Genomic DNA, 22,293 nt, shown 5'->3' with positions numbered 1-22,293 from the left:
GTAATGGGCCTGAGACCGGGCCTGCGGGCTGAACTGAAACCGGTGACGGGAGTAGGTGATGGGCCCGCAAACCGAACCGCCCGCCGGCGAGGGGCTAACTCGCTGGAACCCTCCCCCTCCAGGGCGGGGAAGAGGTCAGTCGTGATTTCAGCTCTATCGTTCGGGGTTGTTGCACCAGATACATCCTCCATCCGACCGCTCATCTGTAAGCGGTCTCTCTTGGCTTTATATCGGTTACAACGATAACTTTTTCATCCCAGTACACTGTGTAAAACACCCGGTAATCGCCGATTCTGAGACGGTAGGTGTTGGTCTTTTTGGTTTTCTCGCCTCTCACAGGCTTTAGGTCGTAGGGTGGCTTTGGATAGGGATTGGTTTTCAGGGCGTCTATGAACTCGGCAAGCTTCCGGCGTTGCGCGGGCTTGAGGTACCTCTTGGCTTTTTTAACAACGTCCCTGTCCACGATGACATCATACAAGTTCTTTCACCCTAAGAGCTCCTGAATCGCGTCGTCAGCCCTTAATCCCTTAGAGGGATCCTTCTTTAGACTCTCGGCCTTCTTCTTGAGTTCCAGATACTCGTCCTCAGGGATTATCTCAGCCCCATCCCTCTCTGCCTTGAGCTTCAGAAGTTCGAGCTTCAGCTCCTCCAGTTCTCTCTCGATCCTCTCGATACGGTTGATGATTACCTGGACACTCTCGCTCACGCTATCACCTAAAACTGCTACACCTTCAACCTCAAAAGGTTTGCGAATTCCACCGATGGTTGGATTGGAGGGGAATGAAAAAGGAGGCAGTCACTCCTCAACCTCCACCTCCCCGGAGTCCGCATCGACCTTAACGCGCTCCCCGCTCCTCAGCCTCGAAACATCGATGCCATCGACCATGGGGATGCCTGCTATTATTGCGCCCGTCGCGACTATGGTCTCCGCCTCACCGACGATTATTGCCTTCGGTGCCTTCCCGTTCTTTTTCAGGGCATAGATGACGTAGGAACCGACCGTCGAGCCCTTCCCGCGGGGAAATGCGAGTATCTTCCCGGCTATGCTCTGCCCCCTTATGTCGCTCTCCGCATCGGTGACGATGCCCGTTTCGGGGTCAACGCCGCCGAGGAACGAAAGGGCTTTCCTGGAAACTACCAGCTCCCCCTCTGCCTTTCCCCCGACTATCTTCCTTCCCCTGAGCTTCATTCCCGCCACCTCACGGCGCCTCCCTTATCAAGTTCTCTGCATCGTCTAGGCGGACATGGAACCCGAATGAGCGGAAGTAAAACGCGGATTTTCCGCTGTTGGTGGCTATACCCGAATACCATCCCTTTATCGGGGAGACAACAAAGCAGACGTCCGCTATTATTCTCCCATTGTAGCGCTCTATTATCTCCGTGTAGCCGAGGGCATCGGCCAAAGCCTTGACCGCGCCGCTTGCCGTGATGAACAGGGGTATCCTGAGGGGCCTCCCGCGCATCCTGAGGAGCTCCGCAATCTCCTTCACCTCGCCAAGGGATGCGTGGGGGCAGCCGATGAGGATCATGTCTATGTCCGTCCAGTCGTCCCTGAACTCCCCCCGCACGGCCCTAATATCGGAATCTTCAACGGTTATCGTCTCAAGTTCCTCCGCTATTGCGGCGCGGTACTCTGGAGTCTCGCCCTCCACGTGGTAGAGCGCTATCGACCCGCTCGCCGCCATCGCGGCCCCCATCTCCTTGAGGAACTCTGTTCTCTCTGGTTTCAGCCCCCTGATGTAGGGCACATCGTTGCCGAGCGTCCTGCCCAGGTGGTAGCCGAGGGCCGCGTAGTCAACGAAGGTTTCCACCTCCGCGTCAACGTTGACCACCACCGTCGCTTTCCTGTTCTCGTCCAGGTGGAGGCCGTAGTTGGGGGTCTTGCCGACTATCGCGGCGGCCAGGCTTGAGGGGCCACCTTCTCTGTTCGTCCTTGCGCCCAGGATGGAGTTGGCGAAGCTGACGGCCGAGCTTTCGCTCCATGCTATGTGGTCGCCGAACTTCGGAAGGTTCGCGCCGTAGTACGGGGTGCAGGTTGAGGTGATCTCGATTCCCATCCTTCTGTAGAGCTCGAGAACTTCCCTCTGCTTTTCCATAAACTCATCGTCGCCTATGCCCGCGGGGTTGAGGGTTGTATAGACGCTAACCTTTGCGCCGGCGTCGGCGAAGTCCCTCAGGAACTCCATCCCCGCATCGCCGATGTTCTTGTAGGAAACGCCTGCAATCTGGGCGCTCTTTATCGGAATGAGTCTCTCAGCACCGTAAATTTCTCCAAGGGCGACGAGTATCTCCATCGCCTTCTGGAGGGCGTAGCCGTACTCCCCCGCCAGAATCAGCTCCTCCTCCTTAGTCAGGTACATGACATCACCGGGGGGATTGGGGTGGGGTGGGTTATAAATCCCTCCCGTAAAATTTATAAACCCTGCACGGTTCACTAACTAACAGGTCGCGCAGCGGGGTGGGGCAGCTAGGAGTGCCCGCCGGGCTCATAACCCGGAGGTCGGAAGTTCAAATCTTCCCCCCGCTACCAACTATTTTGTGCATCGCTGTTCTTGTATGGTGCTTGGTGTTCCTTTTCAGTCATTGGGCTCTTGAATCCACATCATCGAAGGGCGAAATATTTTATGGCCCAGTTATTACTGCTATCGATAGTCATGCGGCGAATTAAGGACCTCCATATTGATGAACTTCGTGAGATCGTAGAACGTGTGAAGGCACTGCGTTCTGAGGGACACAGCTATGGGAGAATTGTCGGGATGATTTCTGACGAATACAATGTCCGACTCTCAAAGGCAACTGTGATTCGTTGGTCTGAAGGTACGCATAGCCCGTTTAACAGAATCAGAGCCATTTCCACGGAACCCTCCCGTTCTGGTCAGCCGTAACTTTTGTAAAGTTCGTAAGCATCATTACGGCTGACCTTCCCCACTCCCGCCTTCATCGTGGGGCTTTCGGGGGGAACGGAAACTCCCCACATCTTCAAGGCTCTCAAACTAATATTCCAAGAGCCGATAACGTCCCTATCGGCCTCAAAACCACAGTTCGGACACTTTAAAACCCTGTGTCCCTTCGGGCTTAATTTCTCCCCACATACCGGACACAGGGAGGACGTGAAAGCAGGATTAACGAAAACAACTTTTATTCCCTTTAGCTTAGCCTTGTATTCGATTATTGACTGGAGTTTCCTAAAACTCCAGCGGTGAAGCCGGCCATTCATCTCAGCCGAATACCTAATCGAATCCCTGATTTCGGTTAAGTCCTCCAGAGCGATACCACCGTATTTCTCGGCTAATTCAACAATCTTATTAGCCAATTTATGATACAAATCGTTTAGCCTGTTCCTTTCTCTTTGCCCATACTTTTCGAGAAGTTCTTTCCGCCTCTTTCCCGTTCTAAGCTTCCTTTGGATTTTCCTCCGCTTTAAGAAGTAACCAGTCCTTAACTCCCGCTCGTGAGTGATTATCTGGACAAACTCGCCGTTTGGAAGGCTCAGCGTAACGTTGTTCTCGTTCAAGTCCACGCCAACAAAAGTTTTAGGCTCTCCCACGTCAACCTCTCTGGAGAATACAACGTTAATTAAAACTCCTTTCGGCGTTCTAACCAACCACGCTTGGCCAACTTTCCACTCCTTAAACTTCTCGTGGTATTTTGCAGGATAAAACTCCAAAACAATCCTCCCGCTAGGAGTTGAGAGTTTGATTATTCCAGCCCCTAGGTCGAGCTTGAAGATGTGGTCATCGAGCATTATGACTTCTTTCTTGAATACTGGCCTTCCACTGGCTTTCCCCTTCTTCTTTCTCTTCCGAAAGCTCCTGTAAATCATTGTCGCCATTTGAGTGGCCGTGTAGTGGTAATGACTCGGTAGTTTTGGATACTCCTTTCGAAGGCTCTTGTATGTTTCTTTTTTGAGCCTGTAAAAGCTCGTAATGTTGTTCTCAAAAGCGTAAGAGATTAGGTAGTTCACAATCTCCCGATAGGTGGAGAAGAGGTCGTTTAATTCCTCTGGCGGGTTTTTGAGCTTGAACTTGGCGGTTAGCTTAATCGTCTCTGAGGGCATTCTTTACCGCCTCAATGAGACGTTTTTTCTTGTGAGAACGCATACCATAAAGCTTTCCAGCGAAGGAAGTTACGATGGCTAACAAATCCTCGACGAGTTCTTTCTCTGGTGTTTTCTCTTCATCGTCAAAGATTACTTCAATTTCGACACCGTGAGAGTTGAAGTATTGTTCGAGGTATTTGAAGCCGAAGCGGGTGAGCCTGTCCTTGTAGGTTATCACGACTTTGGTTATTTCTCCGCTTTCCACGAGTTTGAAGAGTTGTTTTAGGCCTTTTCTGTTCTCGTTCAAGCCTGATGAGATGTCGGTGAGGATTTTAGCCACTTGATAGCCTTTGGCAGAGCAGTAGTTCTTAAGGTATTCGACCTGCCTCTCAAGGTCTTCTTTCTGGTCTCTGCTTGAGACTCTGGCGTAAATGACGACTTTATCGGGGATTTTGCCCTCAAGAAGTCTCTTTATTTCGCTTTCTGGAATGCGATATTCTCTGCCTATTTTGTAGGCCTTAATCTCACCTGTCTTGATTTTCCTTAAGAGTGTTGGTTTGCTGATGCCTAAGAGTTCTGAGGCTTTTCCTGTCCGATAAAGCTTCATAGTGAACTTCACCAAAACAAATAATGACTCAAAAATATTTAAACTTTACGCTCTTAACTATTTATGAAACAGCCCGAACTTTCCTACATAATCGGTGTTTACCTGGGAGATGGTAGCATCCACATGAAGGGCAACGGGCGATACGTAGTTAAACTTAAGGTCATTGACCGGGAATTTGCGGAAGAGTTTGCGAACGCTTTAGAAAAACTTGGGGTTAGGGCCGCGATGGGATTTGAAAGGGACTCAACCCGCGTGGATAGATTTTACGTGGAAGGGAGCAATAAGGCCCTATTTCAGCTCCTGAGTGGCCCTCGGGAGAGGCTGCTTTCTCTGGCCGGCGAATATCCGACTGAATTCCTTAGGGGTTTCTTTGACAGTGAGGGGTTCCCGGCAATATCCGCCGGAAAGACCTTTACAGTGCGGGTTGCCGCGGTCAACTCTGATCTGATGGTTTTGGAGTTCGTTAGAAAGCTATTGGAAACACTTGGAATACGTTCCGAAATATCCAAACTGTATTCAAAGGGGCATAGGGTCGTTATCCGCGGTGAGGAGTACTCGTCAAACGTTGATATGTTCATCTTATGGATTTCCCGCTTTGGTGACGTCATGTGGTTTGCCAGGGAGATTGGCTTCACTGCATGGAGAAAAGAAGCAAAACTCAGGCGGGCGATTGAATTAAAACTCCATTATCCAAACGGGAAGGCCGTAAGGCTATGGCATGAGGAGTACGGGAGGGGAAGCAGGGGATACGTCCCAAGGGCAAACCTTTTTAAACCTCCCCTCAATTCCCAACGCGAAGGGGCGGCTGGCGGGAGCTGGCCGTCACCGGGAGGTGTTGTGTATGGCAAGGATACACGCGAGAAAGAGAGGAAAGTCAGGTTCAAAGAGGCCACCGAGGACCGCTCCGCCGACCTGGGTGGAGTACACGGCGGAGGAGGTTGAGGGGCTCGTTGTTAAGCTCAGGAAGGAAGGCTACAGCGCTGCCATGATAGGAACCATCCTCAGGGACCAGTACGGAATCCCGAGCGTCAAGCTCGTCACCGGCAAGAAGATAACCAAGATCCTTGAGGAGAACGGCCTCGCGCCGAACATCCCGGAGGATCTCATGGCTCTCATCAGGAAGGCCGTCAAGCTCAGGAAGCACCTCGAGATGCACCCGAAGGACAAGCACTCAAGGCGCGGTCTCCAGCTCACCGAGAGCAAGATTAGGCGCCTCGTCAAGTACTACCGCAGGACCGGCAAGCTTCCGGCCAAGTGGCGCTACGATCCGGAGCAGGCCAAGCTCCTGGTCCGCTGATCCCTTTCCTTCTTCTTAAACCTGCGGTGGTGAACCTGCCGTGGATAGAGGGGCGTTTTTGGAGCGGGCCAGGGAAGGCGCCGAACTGATCAGAATGCACATTGAGTTAGGGCACACCATCCGCATAGTCTCCCACCGCGACGCGGACGGCATAACCGCCGGGGCGATCCTGGCCAGGGCGGTGGCGCGCGAGGGCGGGACCTTCCAGCTCAGCATCGTCAAACAGGTAAGCGAGGAACTCATCAAGGACCTGGCCGCTGAAAAGCACAGGATATACGTCTTCAGCGACCTGGGGAGCGGCTCGATGGGTCTCATCGAGAAGTACCTTGAAGGCGCCACGGTCGTTGTTGCAGACCACCATCCGCCCGAGAGGGACGGGTTCTCCACGGAGTCCCACGTTCTCGTTAACCCAGTCCCCTTTGGCGCCAACAGCGTCCGCGATCTCAGCGGTTCAGGTGTTTCCTACTTCGTCGCCAGGGAGATGAACGAGAAGAATCGTGATCTGGCCTATATCGCCCTCGTCGGTGCCGTCGGCGACATGCAGGAGATAGACGGCACGTTCCACGGCATGAACACGGACATCATAGATGACGGAAAGGATCTCGGCATCCTGGAGGTCCGGAAGGAACTTCGCCTCTTCGGACGCGAAAGCCGGCCCCTACGCCAGATGCTGGCCTACTCCACCAACCCGGAGATTCCAGAGGTAACTGGCGATGAGCGGAAGGCCATAGAGTGGCTCCGCGCCAAGGGCTTCGACCCGGAGGTGAAGTACTGGCAGCTCCGCGAGGAGGAGAAGCGGAAGCTTCACGATGCACTGGTGATACACCTCATCAAACACGGCGCCCCTAAAGAGGCCATAGACCGGCTCATTGGGGACGTGGTGGTAAGCCCGCTCTACCCGGAGGGCGACCCGAGGCACGAGGCGAGGGAGTTCGCCACGCTCCTCAACGCCACCGGTCGCTTGAACGCTGGAACGCTCGGCGTTGCCATCTGCCTCGGGGACGAGGACGCCTACAGGCGCGCCAGGAAGATGCTTGACGATTACAAGCGGGAACAGATAGAGGCCAGGAAGTTCATAATCCAGAACTGGAGCATGGCGGACGAGGGAGAGCACGCCTACGTCTTCTACGCAGGCAGGAGCATCCGGGACACTCTCGTCGGCATCGCCGCCAACATAGCGATAAACGCCGGGCTGGTTGACCCCGAGAAGCCGGTCGTAGTGCTGGCCGACAGCGACGAGGACGAGAGCCTCGTGAAGGGATCCGCAAGAACCACGGAGAGGGCCCTTGAAAAGGGATACCACCTCGGCGATGCACTGCGTGAGGTCGCGGAGAAGCTCGGCGGAGAGGGCGGAGGGCATGCGATAGCCGCTGGAATCCGCTTCCCGAGGGACAGGATCGAGGAGTTCATCAGGCTCTTCAACGAGGCCCTTGGAAGGCAGCTCCTGGAGGGAAAATCCAGTGAGGGTTGAGGCCAGGGTGGAGATGGTCTGGCACTACGGCGACCCGAGGAGGGCCGAGGCCATAGCCCGGTCCCTCGAAGTGGACAACGCCAGCATTCCGGAAAGCCTAAAGAAAAGTTTAAATGTGCTGACCCGATGGGAAAATGGGGACGTCATAACAAAGGTTAAATACTCGGGTGAGATTGAAACACTCATCAAAGCGCTGGACGATTTGGTGTTTTCAATCAAAATCGCCGAAGATGTGACCGAAAAGGTGTGAAGTGGAGGTGTTAAGATGGCAAAGGGTAACCCAAGGAAGAAGGCTGCCGCTACCAAGGATAAGTGGAAGAGCAAGGAGTGGTATATAGTTTACGCTCCAGACTTCTTCGGAAGCAAGGAGATAGGCCTTACCCCGGCCGACGAGCCGGAGAAGGTCATAGGAAGGGTCATCGAGACCACCCTCAAGGACCTCACCGGCGACTTCACCAAGGGCCAGGTCAAGCTCTACTTCCAGGTCTACGACGTCAAGGGCCAGAACGCCTACACCAAGTTCAAGGGCCACACCCTCTCGAGGAGCTACATAAGGAGCCTCGTCAGGAGGAGAACCACCCGCGTTGATGGTATCTACAACGTCACCACCAAGGACGGCTACAAGCTCCGCGTCATGGGCATGGTCATCGCCTACCGCAGGATTCAGACCAGCCAGGAGAGGGCCATAAGGGAGATCATCAGGGACATCATCTACAAGAAGGCCGAGGAGCTTAACTACAGGGACTTCGTTCTCGAGGCTGTCAGCGGCAAGATGGCCGCTGAGATGGCCAAGGAAGCCAGGAAGATCTACCCGATCAAGAGGGCCGAGATCAGGAAGATCAAGGTTCTCGCCGAGCCGGAGGCCTGAGGGCCTCTCAATTCTCTATTCTCCAATCTTCTGCTGCTTCCCACATGCTTTTAAATACCCCCGCGAGTGTTTTCTGGGGGTGAGGGTGTGAAGTTTCTCGTGAAGACCCAGAAGGGTATGGAGGGCGTTGCGGCCAATTACATCGGGGAGGCGCTCCCGGACGCCGAGGTCTGGATCTCTCCGATGGGCTATTACGGACTCGTCATCGTGGAGACTGGGGACGAGAACGCGGGCGAGGTGATGCTCGGCATCCCCGAGATCGAGAGGATCATTCCCGTTCTCGCGGAGGTTCCGGCCGAGCTTGAGAGGATCGTTGAAATCGCTGAGAAGGTGGCCCCTCTCATAGGGGAAAACGAGACCTTCGCAGTGAAGACAAAGAGGCGCGGAAAGCACGGGTTCTCAAGCATCGACGTCAACAGGGAGCTCGGGGCGAAGGTGCGCGAGCTCACGGGCGCCGACGTGAACCTCAGCTGGCCGGACAAGGTTGTTCAGGTTGAGATAATCGGAGACAGGGCATACGTTTCGGTTCTTCCGGGCGAGGAGTTCAGGAAGTTCACTCCGGACAAGAGGGACGCCAGGGAGCTCTTCCGCAAGGTCACGGTGGTCCAGATGCCGTACTGGGGAGGCTACAAGGTCTGCCGCTCCTTTGGGGAGAAGATCGGAAGGGCCGCCCAGGCCTTCGAGGTGAAGGAGCTCATAATAGCCCCGAAGGGGAAGATGGATGCCCTTGAGCTGGCCGAGTTCATCAAGGGGGTCAGGGTTGGTCAGGAGAGCAGGCACAGAATACAGCGTGAGAGCTATCCATGGAAGGTTGAGAAGGTTCCCGTCAGCGTGTGGGACCTTTATCAGGTAGTTCGCGACAAAAGGAGGGACAAAAGGCTCCTCATAATAACGGACCCCAAGGGCCCAACCGTGGCACAGGTTGGAGAGAGGCTTGCGCGCGACATGTTCCATGCGAAGGAGGTCGTGGTGTTCATAGGCTCCCGAGAAGGGATTCCGAGGGGCCTCTTCAGGTTCGCGGATTACGTGATCGACCTTGCCCCGTACATGACCTTTGCCACCGAGCACGGCATTCCAGCCGCACTCGTGTCCCTCTGGGAGGTTTACGAGGAATACACAGGGAAGCGGGAGGCAAAGGGGGAGGCGGTTTCCGATTAACCCACCGAACCTCTCTTTAATTCTTCAGTTATGGAATTGCACGTTATGCAAACGGCGTCAGACCCTAAGGTCGTCCTCACCGCTCGGGAATCCGCCGTAGTCATCATCCGCCGAGGGGGATTCCCTTTGAGGTTTTAAAATCTCACGCCCCTCCGTTGAGGATGTAGAACAGGCCAGCGCCCACGAAGCCGCCCAGGAGTGAGGCCAGGAAATTGGTGGAGTTGTTGTTGGTGATGCCCTCGTTCTCCAGGGTGGCGCCTATGAGGCTGTCCAGATTGACCCCGATGAAGCCGCCCAGAGTCACCGCGAGGAGCATGAGGCCCTTCTCCGCGGTCAGGGGGAGGGCAAAGGGTGCTATCGCCAGCGCTCCGGCAAGGGCAAAGAGCTCTCCTGCCCATGACACGGCGCCATTGGTTCCTGGCCTGGCGGGTTTAAAGTTGGTTATCAGTTTCGGGCTCCTCCCGAAAACCTTTCCGAGCTCGCTGGCAAGGGTATCCCCGTTTGCGGTTGCAATGGCCGCGAACGTCGCCGCCCAGAAGACATCCATATGGGACAGCTGCTCGAAGACTAGGAAGATGGCGGCAGCGAGCCCGTTTCCAAGGACGTTGCCCCAGCTCCGGACTCCGTTTCTGCTCTGGGCCGTGCCGAGTCTGACCTTCTCCATAAACCGGTACTTGGTTGCAAGAACGCCGATGACAACGAAGGCTACCATGGCCAGGAACGGATAAATCCCGCCGAGCTCTATGACAACAAGCCCCAGCGCCGCCGCTGCGACGGCACCCTTTGCGTCGAGGGCCTTGAATCGGTACGAGCCGAGGCCCAGCCCAGCGACCACTGCCAAGTCCATGGCGATTCTTTCGAGCATCGTTGCCACCTTGGGAAGAAGTGCTGCGGTGCGTTTATTATTCTTTCCCTCGGCGGTTGACGAAGGAAGTAAGGGAAATCAAAGAACCTCGAACTTGACGGTCTCTGTGACGAATGTTATATCCAGAGTATCGATTCCGGGTATCTTCCGAGAGACCTCTGAGATGATCTTTTCGAGCTCCTTCATGTCCTTTGGCCCGACTATGTGTATGACCAGGCTGTGGGAGCCGATGGCGCGCTGGATGATCTTGATGTTCTCGTCCTCAACCAGGGTGGGGATTATCTCGTCGATGTTGACCGACGGCTTGACGGTTATTCCAAGGATCACATGGACGTAGCCGAGGGCATCGTAGTCGGGTATAACGGTGTACTTCTTTATGACGCCGTTCCTCTCGAGACGGTCCATCCTCCTGGATATTCTCTGTCTGGTGGTGCCGAGAATCTCGGCGAGCTCCTTGTAAGTAAGGCGGGCGTTCTTTGAGAGGAGCTTTAAAATGCGGATGTCTATTCCGTTTATTTTATCCGCCATCCCTTCACCTCCGGGTGCTTTTATCCTAGTTTGGCCATTCGATTATAAAAATGTTTCTATAAGTTGGATTATTTCTAACCCCTCGGTCACTCCACGGATGTAGTATATGCGTAAAACTTGGTTATACAGTGAAACCAGTTGTTACAGTGAAATATCTTTATTTTTCTGAGTCTTCATCGGATTCTTTCCATCTGTTTCCATCGCGGACCCGGTACTTTTTCACACTTTTCTCCAGCGCAGTGAGGAGGTCGACACCGTAGTAGTTCGCGATGCATGCAAGTGCGAAGACCACGTCGCCAATTTCCTCCTCCAGACGTTCCTTCTCCCCCGTGCCTTTTACACCCTCGACCTTCAGAAGCTCGTCAGCCAGCTCACCGACCTCCTCTACCAGCGCTGCGAGCATCTCGAAGGGGCTCCAGTAGCCGCCGAACTCCCTGACGAGCCCCTCAACTTTTTCCTGGTGCTCGTTCACGGTCACACCAGCCCCTCACGGACCTTTGTGAGATACTCCTCGAGCACATCTTTGTTGGTTCTGTAGAAGTGCATCTTGCCCTCCTTGCGCTCCTCGATCAGGTTTAGGGCCTTTAGGGTACGGAGGTGGTGGCTGACCAGGGTCTGGTCCTGCTCGAGTATCTTGGATATCAGGCACACGCACATCCAGTTATCCTTAAGAAGCTTGAGTATCCTGAACCGCAGGGGATTGGATATCGCCTTGAGGAACCTCATCGTTTCGTCATCGACGTGGATGTCCACTTCCCTGTCGAGGTCGGGTATGTTGCATGTCTCAAAACACTGCATCACTGTCCTCTTCTGTTTCTCGTCCAGCTTGTCCAGGACGTCACGCACCTTCATGTCCAACACCAAAACTCTTAGTGCGGCCCACCTTTTTAAGAATTTTCACATGAACGAGCGTCGATCCCTTGCGCGGTGGTCTCAGTCCACTATCTCCATCCTGATGCGCTCGCCGCTGCTCAGGTACGCTCTGACAGCGTCTTCCGTAAAGGGATACGCTATTATCAGGTGAACGCCTCCGAACTTCGAGAAGAAGTGGAGGTCCGCCTGGGAGGGCCTGGCGCTCGGGCCGGGATGTGAGTGGACGGTTCCCTTTATGCTCTCGTCGTAGGGCAGCATCCAGGTGTCGAAGAAAGCCGAGCTCGTGCCGAAGTGCGGGTTGGGGGCTATGAGAACCTCCTCGAAGACCCCGTCCTTCTCCCTCAGGAAACCAGCGAACTCGTTTGGGTAGAACTCGCGCGCCAGCTCCAGCAGGTATTCGAGCAGCTCCCTCCTTATTCTCACGGCTTCCATGCTTCCACCTTCTTGGTCTATGAAAATAGGAAAAGACTCAGAGGACGGCGATGGCCTCTATCTCAACCGCCACGCCCTTAGGCAGGTTTGAGACCTCAACAACCGCCCTGGCGGGCTTGGAGCTGGAGAAGTAGCGGTTGTAAACCTCGTTGAATCTGGCATAGTCACCCATGTTCCTGATGTAAACCGTGACCTTCACCACGTTCTCGGCGCTTCCCCCCGCGGCCTCGACCACCGCCAAGAGGTTCTCAATCGCCGTCCTGGCCTGCTCCTCTATGTCCCCGTCCACAAGTTCCCCTGTTTCGGGGTTTATCGGTATCTGTCCGGAGACGAAGAGGAGCCTTCCTTCCGCAATGATCCCCTGGCTGTAGGGACCTATCGGCTTCGGGGCCCTCTCAGTAAAGACGGTTTCCTTCATTCTCCCACCTCCAAAGAGGAATCAGCGAAGCGAAGACTCCTCATTGGTTCCCCTCGGGTGTCCTCGGCTTCATCACTTCCCTCCGGTTCACTTCTTCTCCAGGTACTTCTCAAGGCTCTTGGCCGGGACATCGAGGGGCAGGCCTATCTTCTCCAGGGCCTTCCTCAGGGCGTAAACACGGGCATGCTCAACGAACGGCTTGGGAGCGTAGTTCTCGGCCGGGAAGTGCATGTACTTCTCAACGACCGCCGGGATCTCGGCCTTTCTAACCTTCTTGAACTCCCCGAACCATGCGTCTATTCCATCCACGTCGATGCCGGCGTAGACGGGGAGCTTCAGGGTTATGCTCTCGTTTATGCCCGCGAGGAGCCTTGCGACGTCCGCCATCGGCGTCTTGTCGTCGATTATGAGCCTCCGGACGGCCCTCCACTTGCCGTGCTCCGCACTGAGGTGGAACGCCGTAAAGTTGACGTGGTCCTCGTTGTAAGGGAAGACTATCCTGACCTCGCTCAGCGGCCCCTCTGGGTAGTCCACGGAGGCTTTCTTGGAGAGAACCTCCCTGACGAGGAGCGCCTTGGCGACGTCAACGAGGTGCTTCCTGAGCTTCTTGTCGTCCTCGAAGACGAGCTGGCCCAGCTTCCTCGCGGTTCCCGGGGATTTGAGCGCTACGACAGCATCGCTCAGGTTCTTCTGCGCCAGCTCCTCGGCGAGGCTCGATATTCCCGCGACGTTCATGACCTCCGTGAGGTACTCAGGTATCTTCGCGTTGACCGTGTTGGCGATGCTCGCTATGAAGTGAGCCACCTTCTCATCGTCCATATCGAGGAGCCTGTCCGCCACCTTCCAGTTCCCGTGATGCGCCGTAAACACTATCTGATCCTCTACCCTCATCGCTTTCACCATTCATTATGGATTCTATGCACTATTTTAGCTTTTTCTCAGGTGCCTCAAAAAAGTTATAAATCGCCCCGAGCATTCAGAGTTGAGAGAACGAAAGAGGGAAGAAAAATGGGGGACAAAGAAAAGATTGAAGAGGCCCTGGCCCCCAGGGAGTACGGCGAGAGCCTGGAGCTGGGCGTGGATTTCAGCACCACCGAGGAGATCAAGGTTCCGGAGAAGCTCATAGACCAGGTCATCGGCCAGGAACATGCCGTCGAGGTCATCAGAACCGCGGCGAACCAGAAGAGGCACGTCCTTTTAATCGGAGAACCCGGAACCGGCAAGTCCATGCTCGGTCAGGCCATGGCGGAGCTTCTCCCGACGGAGAACCTCGAAGACATACTGGTCTTCCCGAACCCAGAAGACGAGAACATGCCCAAGATAAAGACCGTTCCCGCCTGCCAGGGAAGAAGGATAGTCGAGAAGTACCGGGAGAAGGCCAAGGGCCAGGAGAGTATAAAATCGTACATCCTGCTGTTCGTTATGTTCACCGTCATGCTCGCCCTTTTCATAGACTTCAGCGCGACGACGCTCTTGATGGGTCTCTTTGTCGTTATACTCACCATAATGGCGCTCTCCAACATGCGCCTCAAGGGCTCCGTTCTCGTCCCGAAGCTTCTCGTGGACAACTGCGGCAGGACCAAGGCACCGTTCATCGACGCTACAGGCGCGCACGCGGGCGCGCTCCTCGGCGACGTCAGGCACGACCCGTTCCAGAGCGGTGGCCTCGGAACGCCCGCCCACGAGAGGGTGGAGCCTGGCATGATACACCGCGCCCACAGGGGAGTCCTGTTCATAGACGAGGTGGCGACCCTGAGCCTCAAGATGCAGCAGAGCCTCCTCACCGCGATGCAGGAGAAGAGGTTCCCGATAACCGGCCAGAGCGAGATGTCGAGCGGAGCAATGGTCAGGACCGAGCCGGTCCCGTGCGACTTTGTCCTCGTCGCGGCTGGAAACCTCGACACCGTTGACAAGATGCACCCTGCCCTGCGCTCCCGTATAAGGGGCTACGGCTACGAGGTTTACATGCGCACGACGATGCCGGACACCCTGGAGAACAGAAAGAAGCTCGTCCAGTTCGTCGCACAGGAGGTAATCCGCGACGGAAAGATACCCCACTTCACCAGGGAGGCCGTTGAGGAGATAGTCAGGGAGGCCCAGAAGCGGGCCGGCAGAAAGGGACACCTTACCCTTCGCCTCCGCGACCTCGGCGGTATCGTTAGGGCCGCGGGGGACATAGCCGTCAAGAAGGGCAGGAAGTACGTCGAGAGGGAGGATGTGATAGAGGCCGTCAGAATGGCAAAGCCGCTCGAGAAGCAGCTCGCCGACTGGTACATCGAGAGAAAGAAGGAGTACCAGGTCATCAAGGCGGACGGCAAGGGAATCGGCCGCGTGAACGGTCTCGCCGTCATAGGCGAGCAGAGCGGTATAGTCCTGCCGATAGAGGCGGTCGTCGCCCCCGCCGCCAGCAAGGAGGAGGGCAAGATTATAGTCACCGGAAAGCTGGGTGAGATAGCTAAGGAAGCAGTTCAGAACGTCTCGGCGATAATCAAGCGCTACAAGGGCGAAGACATAAGCCGCTACGATATACACGTCCAGTTCCTCCAGACCTACGAGGGTGTCGAGGGCGACTCGGCGAGCATAAGCGTGGCCACCGCGGTTATATCCGCGCTGGAGGAGATACCGATAAGGCAGGACGTTGCCATGACGGGCTCGCTCAGTGTCCTCGGTGAGGTGCTCCCGATAGGGGGCGCCACGCCGAAGATAGAGGCCGCAATCGAGGCCGGCATAAAGACCGTCATAATCCCCAAGGCCAACGAGAAGGACGTCTTCCTCAGCAAGGACAAGGCGGAGAAGATACAGATATTCCCGGTTGAGACCATTGACCAGGTCCTCGAGATCGCCCTCGTAGACAACGAGAGGAAGGATGAGCTTCTCAGGCGCATAAGGGAGGCCATCCCGCTTTCCCTTTGAACTTTCCCTCTCTCTTCTCCCGTCGCCCGCAGCTTTTCCTGGTCGCCACGTTTCGGTTCGTGGTTCCCATTCATGTCCGGAAATACTTAAAAAACGTCCCATCCACGTTACCCACGGAGGTGAGCTAATGCTCAAAGTTGAGAACCTTTACGTCTCGGTAGAGGGCAGGGCCATACTCAAAGGCCTCACCCTTGAGATGAATCCCGGTGAGTTTCACGTTGTCATGGGACCGAACGGCTCTGGGAAATCAACGCTGGCCCTCACAATAGCCGGTCATCCCAGGTACTCCGTGGAGGGTGGAAGGATACTCTTCGACGGGGAGGATATAACCGGCTTTGGCCCCGACGAGAGGGCCAAGAGGGGGATAATGCTGGCCTTCCAGCACCCCCACGAGGTTGAGGGCGTTAGGATCATCGAGTTCCTCCAGCAGGTTCTGGTTGAGACGAAGGGCGTTGATCCCGTAGAGGCCTACGACAGGATAGTCAAAAAGGCGGAGGAGCTGTGGTTCCGGGAGGAGGACCTTCACCGCTACGTTAACGTTGGCTTCTCCGGCGGCGAGAGGAAGCGGCTTGAGCTCCTCCAGGCGCTCCTCATAGAGCCGAAGCTTCTCATCCTCGACGAGCCCGACAGCGGCGTCGACGTTGACTCCCTGAGCGTCATCAGCAGGACGATAGAGGAGCTACACCAGCGCGGCACGGCCGTGCTCCTCATCACACACTACGGCAGGATACTCGGACACCTCGATCGGGAGAAGCTCAGGGTCCACGTCATGAAGGACGGCAGGATAGTGAAGACCGGAAGCGGCGAGCTGGTGGAGAGGATAGAGAGCGAGGGCTTCGGCAGGATATTCGAGGAGGTGGGAGAATGAACCCCCATTCCGACTCCGTGACCATTCAGGAGGCCAAGGAGATCATAGCACAGGAGATAGAGAACCTGGCACGCAGGAACAAAGAGCCGGAGTGGATGACGAGGATAAGGTACAAGGCGCTCGAAGCATTCGAGAGGGCCCCGCACAGGGACCCCATAATCAGCGAGGAGGAGCTGCTTAAGTTCATCGCCAAGCCGGAGATAGCCGGCGTTCCCGAGAACATCGAGAGTCTCGATGACCTGCCCCCAGAGATGAAGGCCCTCCTCGACAGACTGGGCATAAGCGAGGTCGAGCAGAAGTACATAGCCGGCCTGGCGGTTCAGACGGACACCGGCGTCATCTACAACGAGTTCCTCAAGGAATGGGAGAAGAAGGGTCTCATAGTCCTGCCCATGGAAGAGGCCGTCAGGAGGTACCCGGACGTCGTTAAGAGGCACTTTCTCCAGATGTTCCGGGCGGACGAGAGCAAGCTTACGGCTTACCACACCGCGGTGTGGAACGGTGGAATCTTCCTCTACCTCAAGGAGGGTCTCAAAGTTCCGTTCCCGCTTCACCTGTTCTTCCTCATCCAGGAGAGCGCACTGGCCCAGGCACCGCACATAATCATAATCGCCGAGAAGAACACGGAGTTCCATCTCATCGAGGGCTGTACCGCGCCGATTCTGCTCAAGCACTCCCTCCACCTTGACATGACCGAGGCTTACATCCACGATAGGGCCAAGGCCCAGCTGACCGTCCTCCAGAACTGGCCGGAGTACGTTCACACGAGGCCGATGACCAGGGCGAGAATCGGCAAAGGAGCGCGCTTCATCAACACCACCGTTGGTCTCGGAACGGGCAGGAGCAACATAGCCAACCCCAAGTACTGGGTGGACGAGAACGGCTATGTCGAGCTGAACGGAATAATCCTCGGTCAAAAGGACTGGTACGTTGATCTCGGCGGCGAGATGTACCTCCAGGGCAGGGGCGCCGCTGGAATAAACGCCAGCAAGGCCGTCATAATGGACGACAGCACCGTGATAACGAGGGGCGTCATAAAGGCGGAGGCGCCAAGGACTAAAGGGCACATAAGCTGCGACGCACTGCTGATGAGTGATAAAGCCACGATGGAGACCTACCCCGGACTCGTCAGCAGGGTTGACGACGCCGAGCTGAGCCACGAAGCTGCGATAGGCAAGATACGCGAGGAGGAGCTGTTCTACCTGATGTCGCGCGGTCTGAGCGAGGAGAAGGCGACCCAGCTCATAGTCAAAGGCTTCCTCGAACCGATGCTCAGGGACATCCCGATGGAGTTCCTCGTGGAGATAAGGAGGATAATAGAGCTGGCCGTGAGCGGGGGCATGTGAGCTCCCGGCCAATTCTTTGATTGTTCAATTATTTAATTCATTCTTTGCAGAGTTCTTCAACCAGCTCGACGACCCTTGGCAGGGCCTTTTCAACTTCCTCGGTGAGCTCCATTCCGAGGTCTATCTCCTTGGCAACGACGCCGATGAAGTGTATATCCGCTTTGGCGAGGCGCTCGTCCATCGCCATCAGGAGTTTGAGCCCGTCTATGGCCCCCATGAAGTGAGCGCTCCTTATCTCGGCCTTCAGCTTATCGAAGACCTGCTCTCCCCTCAGGTGAATTATCTCGCCCGGCCGGAACTTTTCGCTCAGGATCGCGTCTATGATTATCAGCCTCTCCTCACCCCTGTAATGGGCGGAGAGCATGAATATGTCCGTGCCAACGTCGAGGACGTTGTACCCCTTCTCCGAGAGTATTCTGCCGGCTTTCAGTCCTATTCCATCGTCCTTCATCAGTTCGTTGCCGAGTGCGAGAATCAATGTCCTCATTTGTGAACCTCCTGGAAAGAATAGGGTAGAAGAATAAAAAGTTGTCTAAAGCCTCGCAACGTGCACTGAACAGGAGATGCACGGGTCGTAGGCGCGAACGACCATCTCGGTGAGGTACTTGAGCCTCTCCGGGTCGTCGTTGTAGTGCTTCTCCGCCATCATCCTGACGTGGACCTCCATCATGGCGAAGTTGTAGGCCGTCGGCGTGATTATGTCCGCGTAGGCAACCCTTCCGTCCTTGACCTCAAGGGCGTAGGTGACGATTCCGCGCGGAGCCTCGGTGGCGCTGACGCCGAAGCCATCCTTCACCTCAACCCTGTCCCTCGGTGCTATCGGCCACTTGGCGAGGGCCTCGTCTATGAGGTCTATAGCCCTCTCCGTGAAGTAGACCAGCTCAAGCGCCTGGGCGAGGTTGTTCGCGAAGGGGTTGGTCGGCCTGAGCAGGTCTCTGTGGCTCTCGTAGAGCTCCTTGGCCCTTCCGTAGAGTGTCTCCGCGTTGTTGACCAGCCTCGGAAGCGCACCGACCATAAAGGGCTTCTCGCCCTTGTAGAAGCTGTGCTTGGCGAAGCTGTGCTCAACGACCTTCTCGACGATGTGCTTCTTGTAGTCCTCGACCGGGAACTCGAAGCCGTCGCTCACCTTGATGTAGTCGCCGTAGATGCCGTAGACGTCTCCCCTCGGCTTTACCGCCATGTGGATTATCGGCCCCTCGACCTCCTCGTACTGCTCGAGCTTGGAGAACAGCTCGAAGGTGTACTCCGCCTTCGGAAGGGCCTCCTGAAGGCGCTTCTTCATGGTCTCAAGGGTGGCCTTGTCGGGCAGCTTGCCGAAGCCTCCGAGGACCACGTTCTCCTGGTGTATCGCCCTCGCTCCGAGTTCGTCCATCATCCAGCTTCCGAGGTTCTTGAGGTCGAGGGCTATGCCTATCTCCTTCTTGTACTCGTTCACCATCTTGAGCGGGTTGGAGTAGCCGAGGTAGTCCGGGAGGACGAGGAGGTACAGGTGGAGCGCGTGGCTCTCTATCATGTCGCCGATGTAGAGAACCTCCCTGAGTGCCTGGATTTCCTCGCGCGGGGTGAAGCCTATCGCCTTTTCGGCAGCCTCCACCGCGGTGAGCTTGTGGGCAGCCGAACAGAATGAGCATATCCTCGGGTAGACTGCCAGGGCCTCGTCGAGCTTCTTACCCACGGTGATGGCCTCGAAGAACCTCGGGCCTTCTATGATGTTGAGCTTGACTTCCTTCACCCCTTCGTCGCCGACGACTATCTCAACGCCGCCCTTGCCCTCAACGCGCGCTATGTGGTCAACGGTGATGGGAAGGTAAAGGTTCTTCATTCTTCCACCCCCTGGAATATCTTCTCAACCATCTCTTCGAGCTTCGGGTTGTGGGCGTTGAACATCTTCATGCGCTGGAGTATATCCTCCTTGCTGATTCCCTTCTCCTTGAACGTCCTGGCGAGTGAGTCGAACCAGGCAACGTCGTAGCCTATCGCTCCCCTGCAGCCGATGCACGCCACTCCAAAGCCTGGGCACCTCGCGTCGCAGCCGGCCCTCGTTATCGGGCCAAGGCACGGCTCTCCTTTCTCTATGAGTACGCACGGGTGTCCCTTCAGCCTGCACTCGACGCAGACCGGGTAGTCTATGTCCTCCGGCCACGAGCCGACGAGGAAGGTACCGAGGGCGTAGAGGAAGTCCTTCTTCTCCGGCGGGCAGCCGTAGATGCGGTAGTCAACCTTAATGTAGTTCTCGACCGGCTCGGCCATCTTCGGCTCGAACTTGACCTTTCCGTCGCCGTAGACGGTCTTCCAGAGCTCCTCAAGGCTCTTGTCCTTCTCCCAGCTCTGCACACCACCGTGGATTGCACAGGAGCCAACCGCCACGACTATCTTCGCGTTCTCGCGTATCTTCTTGACGAGCTCGACTTCCTCCTCGGTGGAGACGCTTCCCTCGATGAAGGCTATGTCCACAGGCTCGTCCTCGTAGCTGTCGCGCTCAAGCATGAACCAGCAGACGATTTCCGCGTGCGGGAGCAGCTGGAGGAGCTCGTCCATCATGGCCAGCTGGAGCTGACAGCCGTAGCATGAGGTGAGAGCGTAAAACCCAATTCTGACCTTTCCTTCCATCTCCACCACCTCAGTCCAGTAAGCCAGGCGTTGATACTATGTCAAAGTACGTGAAGACCGGGCCGTCCTTACAGATGTACTTCCAGCTCGTGCTCGTTCCGACGTTGCAGTGGCCGCACTTTCCTATTCCGCACTTCATCTTCCTCTCCAGCGTGACGAATATGTTCTCAGGCCTGTAACCGTAGTTGATGAGGGACTCAAAGACCGACTTGTACATCCTCGGCGGACCGCAGATGGCTATGGCGGTCTTCTTCGGGTTGGTGTTGGCCTCAACTATGAAGTTCTGCGGCCTTCCGTGGAGTCCCGGCCACTCGGGGTCGCGGGTGACACTCTGGATTATCTTGACGTTCTCGGCCTCGGCGAGGTCCTTCATGGCCTCGAGCTCCTTGTAGAACAGGAGGTCTTTGCCATACCTGGCAGTGTTGATGAAGGTTATGTTGCCGTACTTCCAGCGGTTGTCCATGGCGTAGAGGAAGACGCTCCTGAGCGGAGCCGTACCGAGACCCGCAGCTATAAGGAGCAGGTCCATTCCCTCCCAGTCGTCAACGGGGAAGCCGTTTCCGTAGGGGCCGCGAACGAGGACGGTGTCACCGGGCTGGAGCTTGTGGATGACCGTGGTGACCCTTCCGGCCTTCCTGATGCACAGCTCGAAGAATCCCTTCCTCATCGCGGAGGAGCATATGCTTATCGGAACCTCGCCGACACCTGGGATTGTGAGCTGGACAAACTGTCCGGGCTTGAAGGTCCACTTCTCGGCCAGTTCGGGGTCTTCGAAGCGGAACAGGAACAGCTTCTCGGTCTCGGTCAGCTGATAAACCTTGAGAACCTTCGCCCTGTGGAGCGCGTAGGGGTTCTCCTCTGGCATCATAATCTCCCTGGGAACTACCTCGCTCATATGTCCTCACCCCTTATCTCCGAGGCGTAGGCGAATCCCCTCTTCGGGATTTCCTCGCTTACCTCTCCCGGGCACGTCTTCTCCTCAAGTCCCATTATCGTGCGCAGGTTCTTCACGAAGCTTATGCCCGCTGGGCAGAAGTAGGTGCACCTGCCACAACCGACGCAGTAGCTTATGCCGAGCTTCTCGTTGTAGGAGTTCTTACAGAGGTAGCGGTTCATGAAGCGGCTCTTCTTGGTCGGCCTGAAGTTGTGGTTTCCTGCAACGAGGCCGTGGCTCCTGAGCTGGCAGGAGTCCCAGCGCCTCTCGCGGTAGCCGGTTTCACCGTCGAGGCTGACTATGTCCTGCACCTCGTAGCAGCGGCAGGTCGGGCAGGTGGTGTTGCAGTTGCCGCAGGCGAGGCATATCTCAGCCTGCTCGTCCCACATCGGGTGCTCCATCTCGAGCTCGAGGAGGTAGCGAAGGTTGCTCCAGTCCTCGTGGTACTTGAAGGCCTTCGAGCGTTTGTTCTCGAACTCGCGGAAGTTGCAGATGTCCTCGGTGGTGACCTCCTCGAAGAGCTTGATGTTCTTGTCCACTATCCTGTGGCCGGTCGGGGTTCCGACGCGGACGAGCCAGCCGTCCGGAAGCTCGTGCAGGAACAGGTCGAAGCCGTCGTCAGCGAAGTCGGTCTCGCGCAGGTTGCAGAAGCAGTACTCGTCGGGCATACAGCTGATGCCTATGATTATGCCCTTCTCCCTGCGGACCTTGTAGTACTTGTCCGGGAGCTCGTCGAGGTACACGGTGTCGAGCACCTTGAGGCCGAAGATGTCGCAGGCATGGAGACCGAAGAGCACGAAGGGCTCGACGTCCTCTATGACCTCCCTGTACTCGGCCTTCGCCAGGTTAAACTCGAAGAGCTTCTCCCTGGGAAGGAAGAAGAACTTCTTCGGCGGCATTATCGTCCTGTTGTAGCTGAACTCTACCTTTTTGACGTCGTCTATTTCCCTGAAGTCGTAGAACTTCTCGGATATCTTAACCGGGGCGTAGAGCTTGCCCCACTCCTTCAGCCTCTCGAGGAAAATGTGGGTGTTCTCCTTCGGGAGCTTAACATATCTCAAACCAA

General features: G+C 56.1%; 27 protein-coding genes and 1 tRNA gene. 10 read left to right on the top strand and 18 right to left on the bottom strand.

All coding sequences use genetic code 11. The features are described from left to right. Positions 1-199: 199 nt before the first annotated feature. The 4 genes from APY94_RS10300 to APY94_RS10285 all read right to left on the bottom strand — a co-directional run bounded on the left by APY94_RS10300 (position 200) and on the right by APY94_RS10285 (position 2,360). Entirely contained in the window at positions 200-478 is a 279-nt protein-coding gene (locus APY94_RS10300) for a type II toxin-antitoxin system RelE family toxin (protein WP_058939542.1), read from the bottom strand. Positions 479-484: 6 nt separating this feature from the next. After that, entirely contained in the window at positions 485-706 is a 222-nt protein-coding gene (locus tag APY94_RS10295) for a hypothetical protein (RefSeq protein WP_058939541.1), read from the bottom strand. 90 nt (positions 707-796) lie between these two features. After that, complete coding sequence (locus APY94_RS10290) at positions 797-1,189, bottom strand: DUF126 domain-containing protein (protein WP_058939540.1); 393 nt, start codon at positions 1,187-1,189, stop codon at positions 797-799. Positions 1,190-1,199: 10 nt separating this feature from the next. After that, positions 1,200-2,360 (bottom strand): aconitase X catalytic domain-containing protein, encoded by a 1,161-nt coding sequence (locus APY94_RS10285; protein ID WP_058939539.1) that lies wholly within the window; start codon positions 2,358-2,360, stop codon positions 1,200-1,202. Between the two features lie 92 nt (positions 2,361-2,452). On the opposite strand from APY94_RS10285, the gene APY94_RS10280 reads away from it, so the two are divergent. Beyond that, positions 2,453-2,530: transfer RNA gene (locus APY94_RS10280), tRNA-Met, on the top strand. A gap of 345 nt (positions 2,531-2,875) precedes the next feature. Here the strand turns inward: APY94_RS10280 and APY94_RS10275 are convergent. After that, positions 2,876-4,057: an RNA-guided endonuclease InsQ/TnpB family protein gene (locus APY94_RS10275; RefSeq protein WP_058939538.1), complete on the bottom strand. Its 1,182-nt coding sequence runs from the start codon at positions 4,055-4,057 to the stop codon at positions 2,876-2,878. Then, positions 4,038-4,646: an IS607 family transposase gene (locus APY94_RS10270; RefSeq protein ID WP_058939537.1), complete on the bottom strand. Its 609-nt coding sequence runs from the start codon at positions 4,644-4,646 to the stop codon at positions 4,038-4,040. Before APY94_RS10270 ends, APY94_RS10275 begins: the two co-directional genes overlap by 20 nt. 63 nt (positions 4,647-4,709) lie before the next feature. Between APY94_RS10270 and APY94_RS10265 the strand changes: the two genes are divergently transcribed. The 6 genes from APY94_RS10265 (at position 4,710) to APY94_RS10240 (ending at position 9,440) form a co-directional block, all read left to right on the top strand. Further along, the gene (locus APY94_RS10265) at positions 4,710-5,588 is read left to right on the top strand and encodes an LAGLIDADG family homing endonuclease (RefSeq protein WP_245610462.1); all 879 of its coding nucleotides are present in this window, start codon (positions 4,710-4,712) and stop codon (positions 5,586-5,588) included. Continuing rightward, positions 5,488-5,943: a 30S ribosomal protein S15 gene (locus APY94_RS10260; protein WP_014012099.1), complete on the top strand. Its 456-nt coding sequence runs from the start codon at positions 5,488-5,490 to the stop codon at positions 5,941-5,943. The genes APY94_RS10265 and APY94_RS10260 overlap by 101 nt, the downstream gene beginning before the upstream one ends. Before the next feature lie 40 nt (positions 5,944-5,983). After that, positions 5,984-7,414 carry a DHHA1 domain-containing protein gene (locus tag APY94_RS10255; RefSeq protein ID WP_058939536.1) on the top strand — a complete coding sequence of 477 codons (1,431 nt, stop codon included), beginning with the start codon at positions 5,984-5,986 and terminating at the stop codon, positions 7,412-7,414. Beyond that, positions 7,404-7,664, top strand: coding sequence for a KEOPS complex subunit Pcc1 (locus APY94_RS10250; protein WP_058939535.1), 261 nt, complete (start codon positions 7,404-7,406; stop codon positions 7,662-7,664). Before APY94_RS10255 ends, APY94_RS10250 begins: the two co-directional genes overlap by 11 nt. Positions 7,665-7,679: 15 nt before the next feature. Then, on the top strand, positions 7,680-8,282 hold the full coding sequence (locus APY94_RS10245; protein ID WP_058939534.1) for a 30S ribosomal protein S3ae: 603 nt from the start codon (positions 7,680-7,682) through the stop codon (positions 8,280-8,282). A gap of 87 nt (positions 8,283-8,369) precedes the next feature. Beyond that, a complete protein-coding gene (locus APY94_RS10240) occupies positions 8,370-9,440 on the top strand; it encodes an SPOUT family RNA methylase (protein WP_058939533.1) in 1,071 nt (356 codons plus the stop codon). Positions 9,441-9,582: 142 nt separating this feature from the next. Here APY94_RS10240 and APY94_RS10235 read toward each other — a convergent pair whose 3' ends face one another. The 7 genes from APY94_RS10235 to APY94_RS10205 all read right to left on the bottom strand — a co-directional run bounded on the left by APY94_RS10235 (position 9,583) and on the right by APY94_RS10205 (position 13,447). Beyond that, complete coding sequence (locus APY94_RS10235; protein WP_058939532.1) at positions 9,583-10,305, bottom strand: DUF92 domain-containing protein; 723 nt, start codon at positions 10,303-10,305, stop codon at positions 9,583-9,585. Between the two features lie 78 nt (positions 10,306-10,383). After that, the gene (locus APY94_RS10230) at positions 10,384-10,833 is read right to left on the bottom strand and encodes an Lrp/AsnC family transcriptional regulator (protein WP_058939531.1); all 450 of its coding nucleotides are present in this window, start codon (positions 10,831-10,833) and stop codon (positions 10,384-10,386) included. Between the two features lie 157 nt (positions 10,834-10,990). Beyond that, entirely contained in the window at positions 10,991-11,305 is a 315-nt protein-coding gene (locus APY94_RS10225) for a MazG nucleotide pyrophosphohydrolase domain-containing protein (RefSeq protein WP_058939530.1), read from the bottom strand. A 2-nt stretch (positions 11,306-11,307) separates the two neighbouring features. Further along, entirely contained in the window at positions 11,308-11,685 is a 378-nt protein-coding gene (locus APY94_RS10220) for an ArsR/SmtB family transcription factor (RefSeq protein ID WP_058939529.1), read from the bottom strand. An 81-nt stretch (positions 11,686-11,766) separates the two neighbouring features. After that, positions 11,767-12,138, bottom strand: coding sequence for a Mov34/MPN/PAD-1 family protein (locus tag APY94_RS10215; RefSeq protein ID WP_058939528.1), 372 nt, complete (start codon positions 12,136-12,138; stop codon positions 11,767-11,769). Between the two features lie 37 nt (positions 12,139-12,175). Then, positions 12,176-12,556 (bottom strand): RidA family protein, encoded by a 381-nt coding sequence (locus tag APY94_RS10210; RefSeq protein ID WP_058939527.1) that lies wholly within the window; start codon positions 12,554-12,556, stop codon positions 12,176-12,178. Between the two features lie 87 nt (positions 12,557-12,643). After that, a complete protein-coding gene (locus APY94_RS10205; RefSeq protein ID WP_058939526.1) occupies positions 12,644-13,447 on the bottom strand; it encodes a DUF2666 family protein in 804 nt (267 codons plus the stop codon). 117 nt (positions 13,448-13,564) lie between these two features. Here APY94_RS10205 and lonB point away from each other — a divergent pair, with 117 nt between their 5' ends. The 3 genes from lonB to APY94_RS10190 all read left to right on the top strand — a co-directional run bounded on the left by lonB (position 13,565) and on the right by APY94_RS10190 (position 17,683). Next, a complete protein-coding gene (lonB, locus tag APY94_RS10200; protein ID WP_058939525.1) occupies positions 13,565-15,469 on the top strand; it encodes an ATP-dependent protease LonB in 1,905 nt (634 codons plus the stop codon). 127 nt (positions 15,470-15,596) lie between these two features. After that, entirely contained in the window at positions 15,597-16,337 is a 741-nt protein-coding gene (sufC, locus tag APY94_RS10195; protein ID WP_058939524.1) for a Fe-S cluster assembly ATPase SufC, read from the top strand. Then, positions 16,334-17,683, top strand: coding sequence for an SUF-like minimal system protein SmsB (locus APY94_RS10190; RefSeq protein ID WP_058939523.1), 1,350 nt, complete (start codon positions 16,334-16,336; stop codon positions 17,681-17,683). Before sufC ends, APY94_RS10190 begins: the two co-directional genes overlap by 4 nt. A 37-nt stretch (positions 17,684-17,720) precedes the next feature. Here APY94_RS10190 and APY94_RS10185 read toward each other — a convergent pair whose 3' ends face one another. From APY94_RS10185 to hydB, 5 genes are read right to left on the bottom strand one after another with little or no spacing between them, the layout of a single operon-like run. Then, complete coding sequence (locus APY94_RS10185; protein ID WP_058939522.1) at positions 17,721-18,170, bottom strand: hydrogenase maturation protease; 450 nt, start codon at positions 18,168-18,170, stop codon at positions 17,721-17,723. A gap of 45 nt (positions 18,171-18,215) precedes the next feature. Beyond that, positions 18,216-19,505, bottom strand: a complete 1,290-nt coding sequence (gene hydA / locus APY94_RS10180; RefSeq protein ID WP_058939521.1) for an NADPH-dependent hydrogenase/sulfhydrogenase 1 subunit alpha — start codon at positions 19,503-19,505, stop codon at positions 18,216-18,218. Then, a complete protein-coding gene (gene hydD, locus APY94_RS10175) occupies positions 19,502-20,293 on the bottom strand; it encodes an NADPH-dependent hydrogenase/sulfhydrogenase 1 subunit delta (RefSeq protein WP_058939520.1) in 792 nt (263 codons plus the stop codon). The genes hydA and hydD overlap by 4 nt, the downstream gene beginning before the upstream one ends. 10 nt (positions 20,294-20,303) lie before the next feature. Then, on the bottom strand, positions 20,304-21,188 hold the full coding sequence (gene hydG / locus APY94_RS10170; RefSeq protein ID WP_058939519.1) for an NADPH-dependent hydrogenase/sulfhydrogenase 1 subunit gamma: 885 nt from the start codon (positions 21,186-21,188) through the stop codon (positions 20,304-20,306). Then, positions 21,185-22,288 (bottom strand): NADPH-dependent hydrogenase/sulfhydrogenase 1 subunit beta, encoded by a 1,104-nt coding sequence (gene hydB / locus APY94_RS10165; RefSeq protein WP_058939518.1) that lies wholly within the window; start codon positions 22,286-22,288, stop codon positions 21,185-21,187. The genes hydG and hydB overlap by 4 nt, the downstream gene beginning before the upstream one ends. Between the last annotated feature and the right edge of the window lie 5 nt (positions 22,289-22,293).

The organism is Thermococcus celericrescens (assembly GCF_001484195.1).
Lineage (GTDB): Archaea > Methanobacteriota_B > Thermococci > Thermococcales > Thermococcaceae > Thermococcus > Thermococcus celericrescens.
This window is presented reverse-complemented; position numbering and strand designations above follow the sequence as displayed.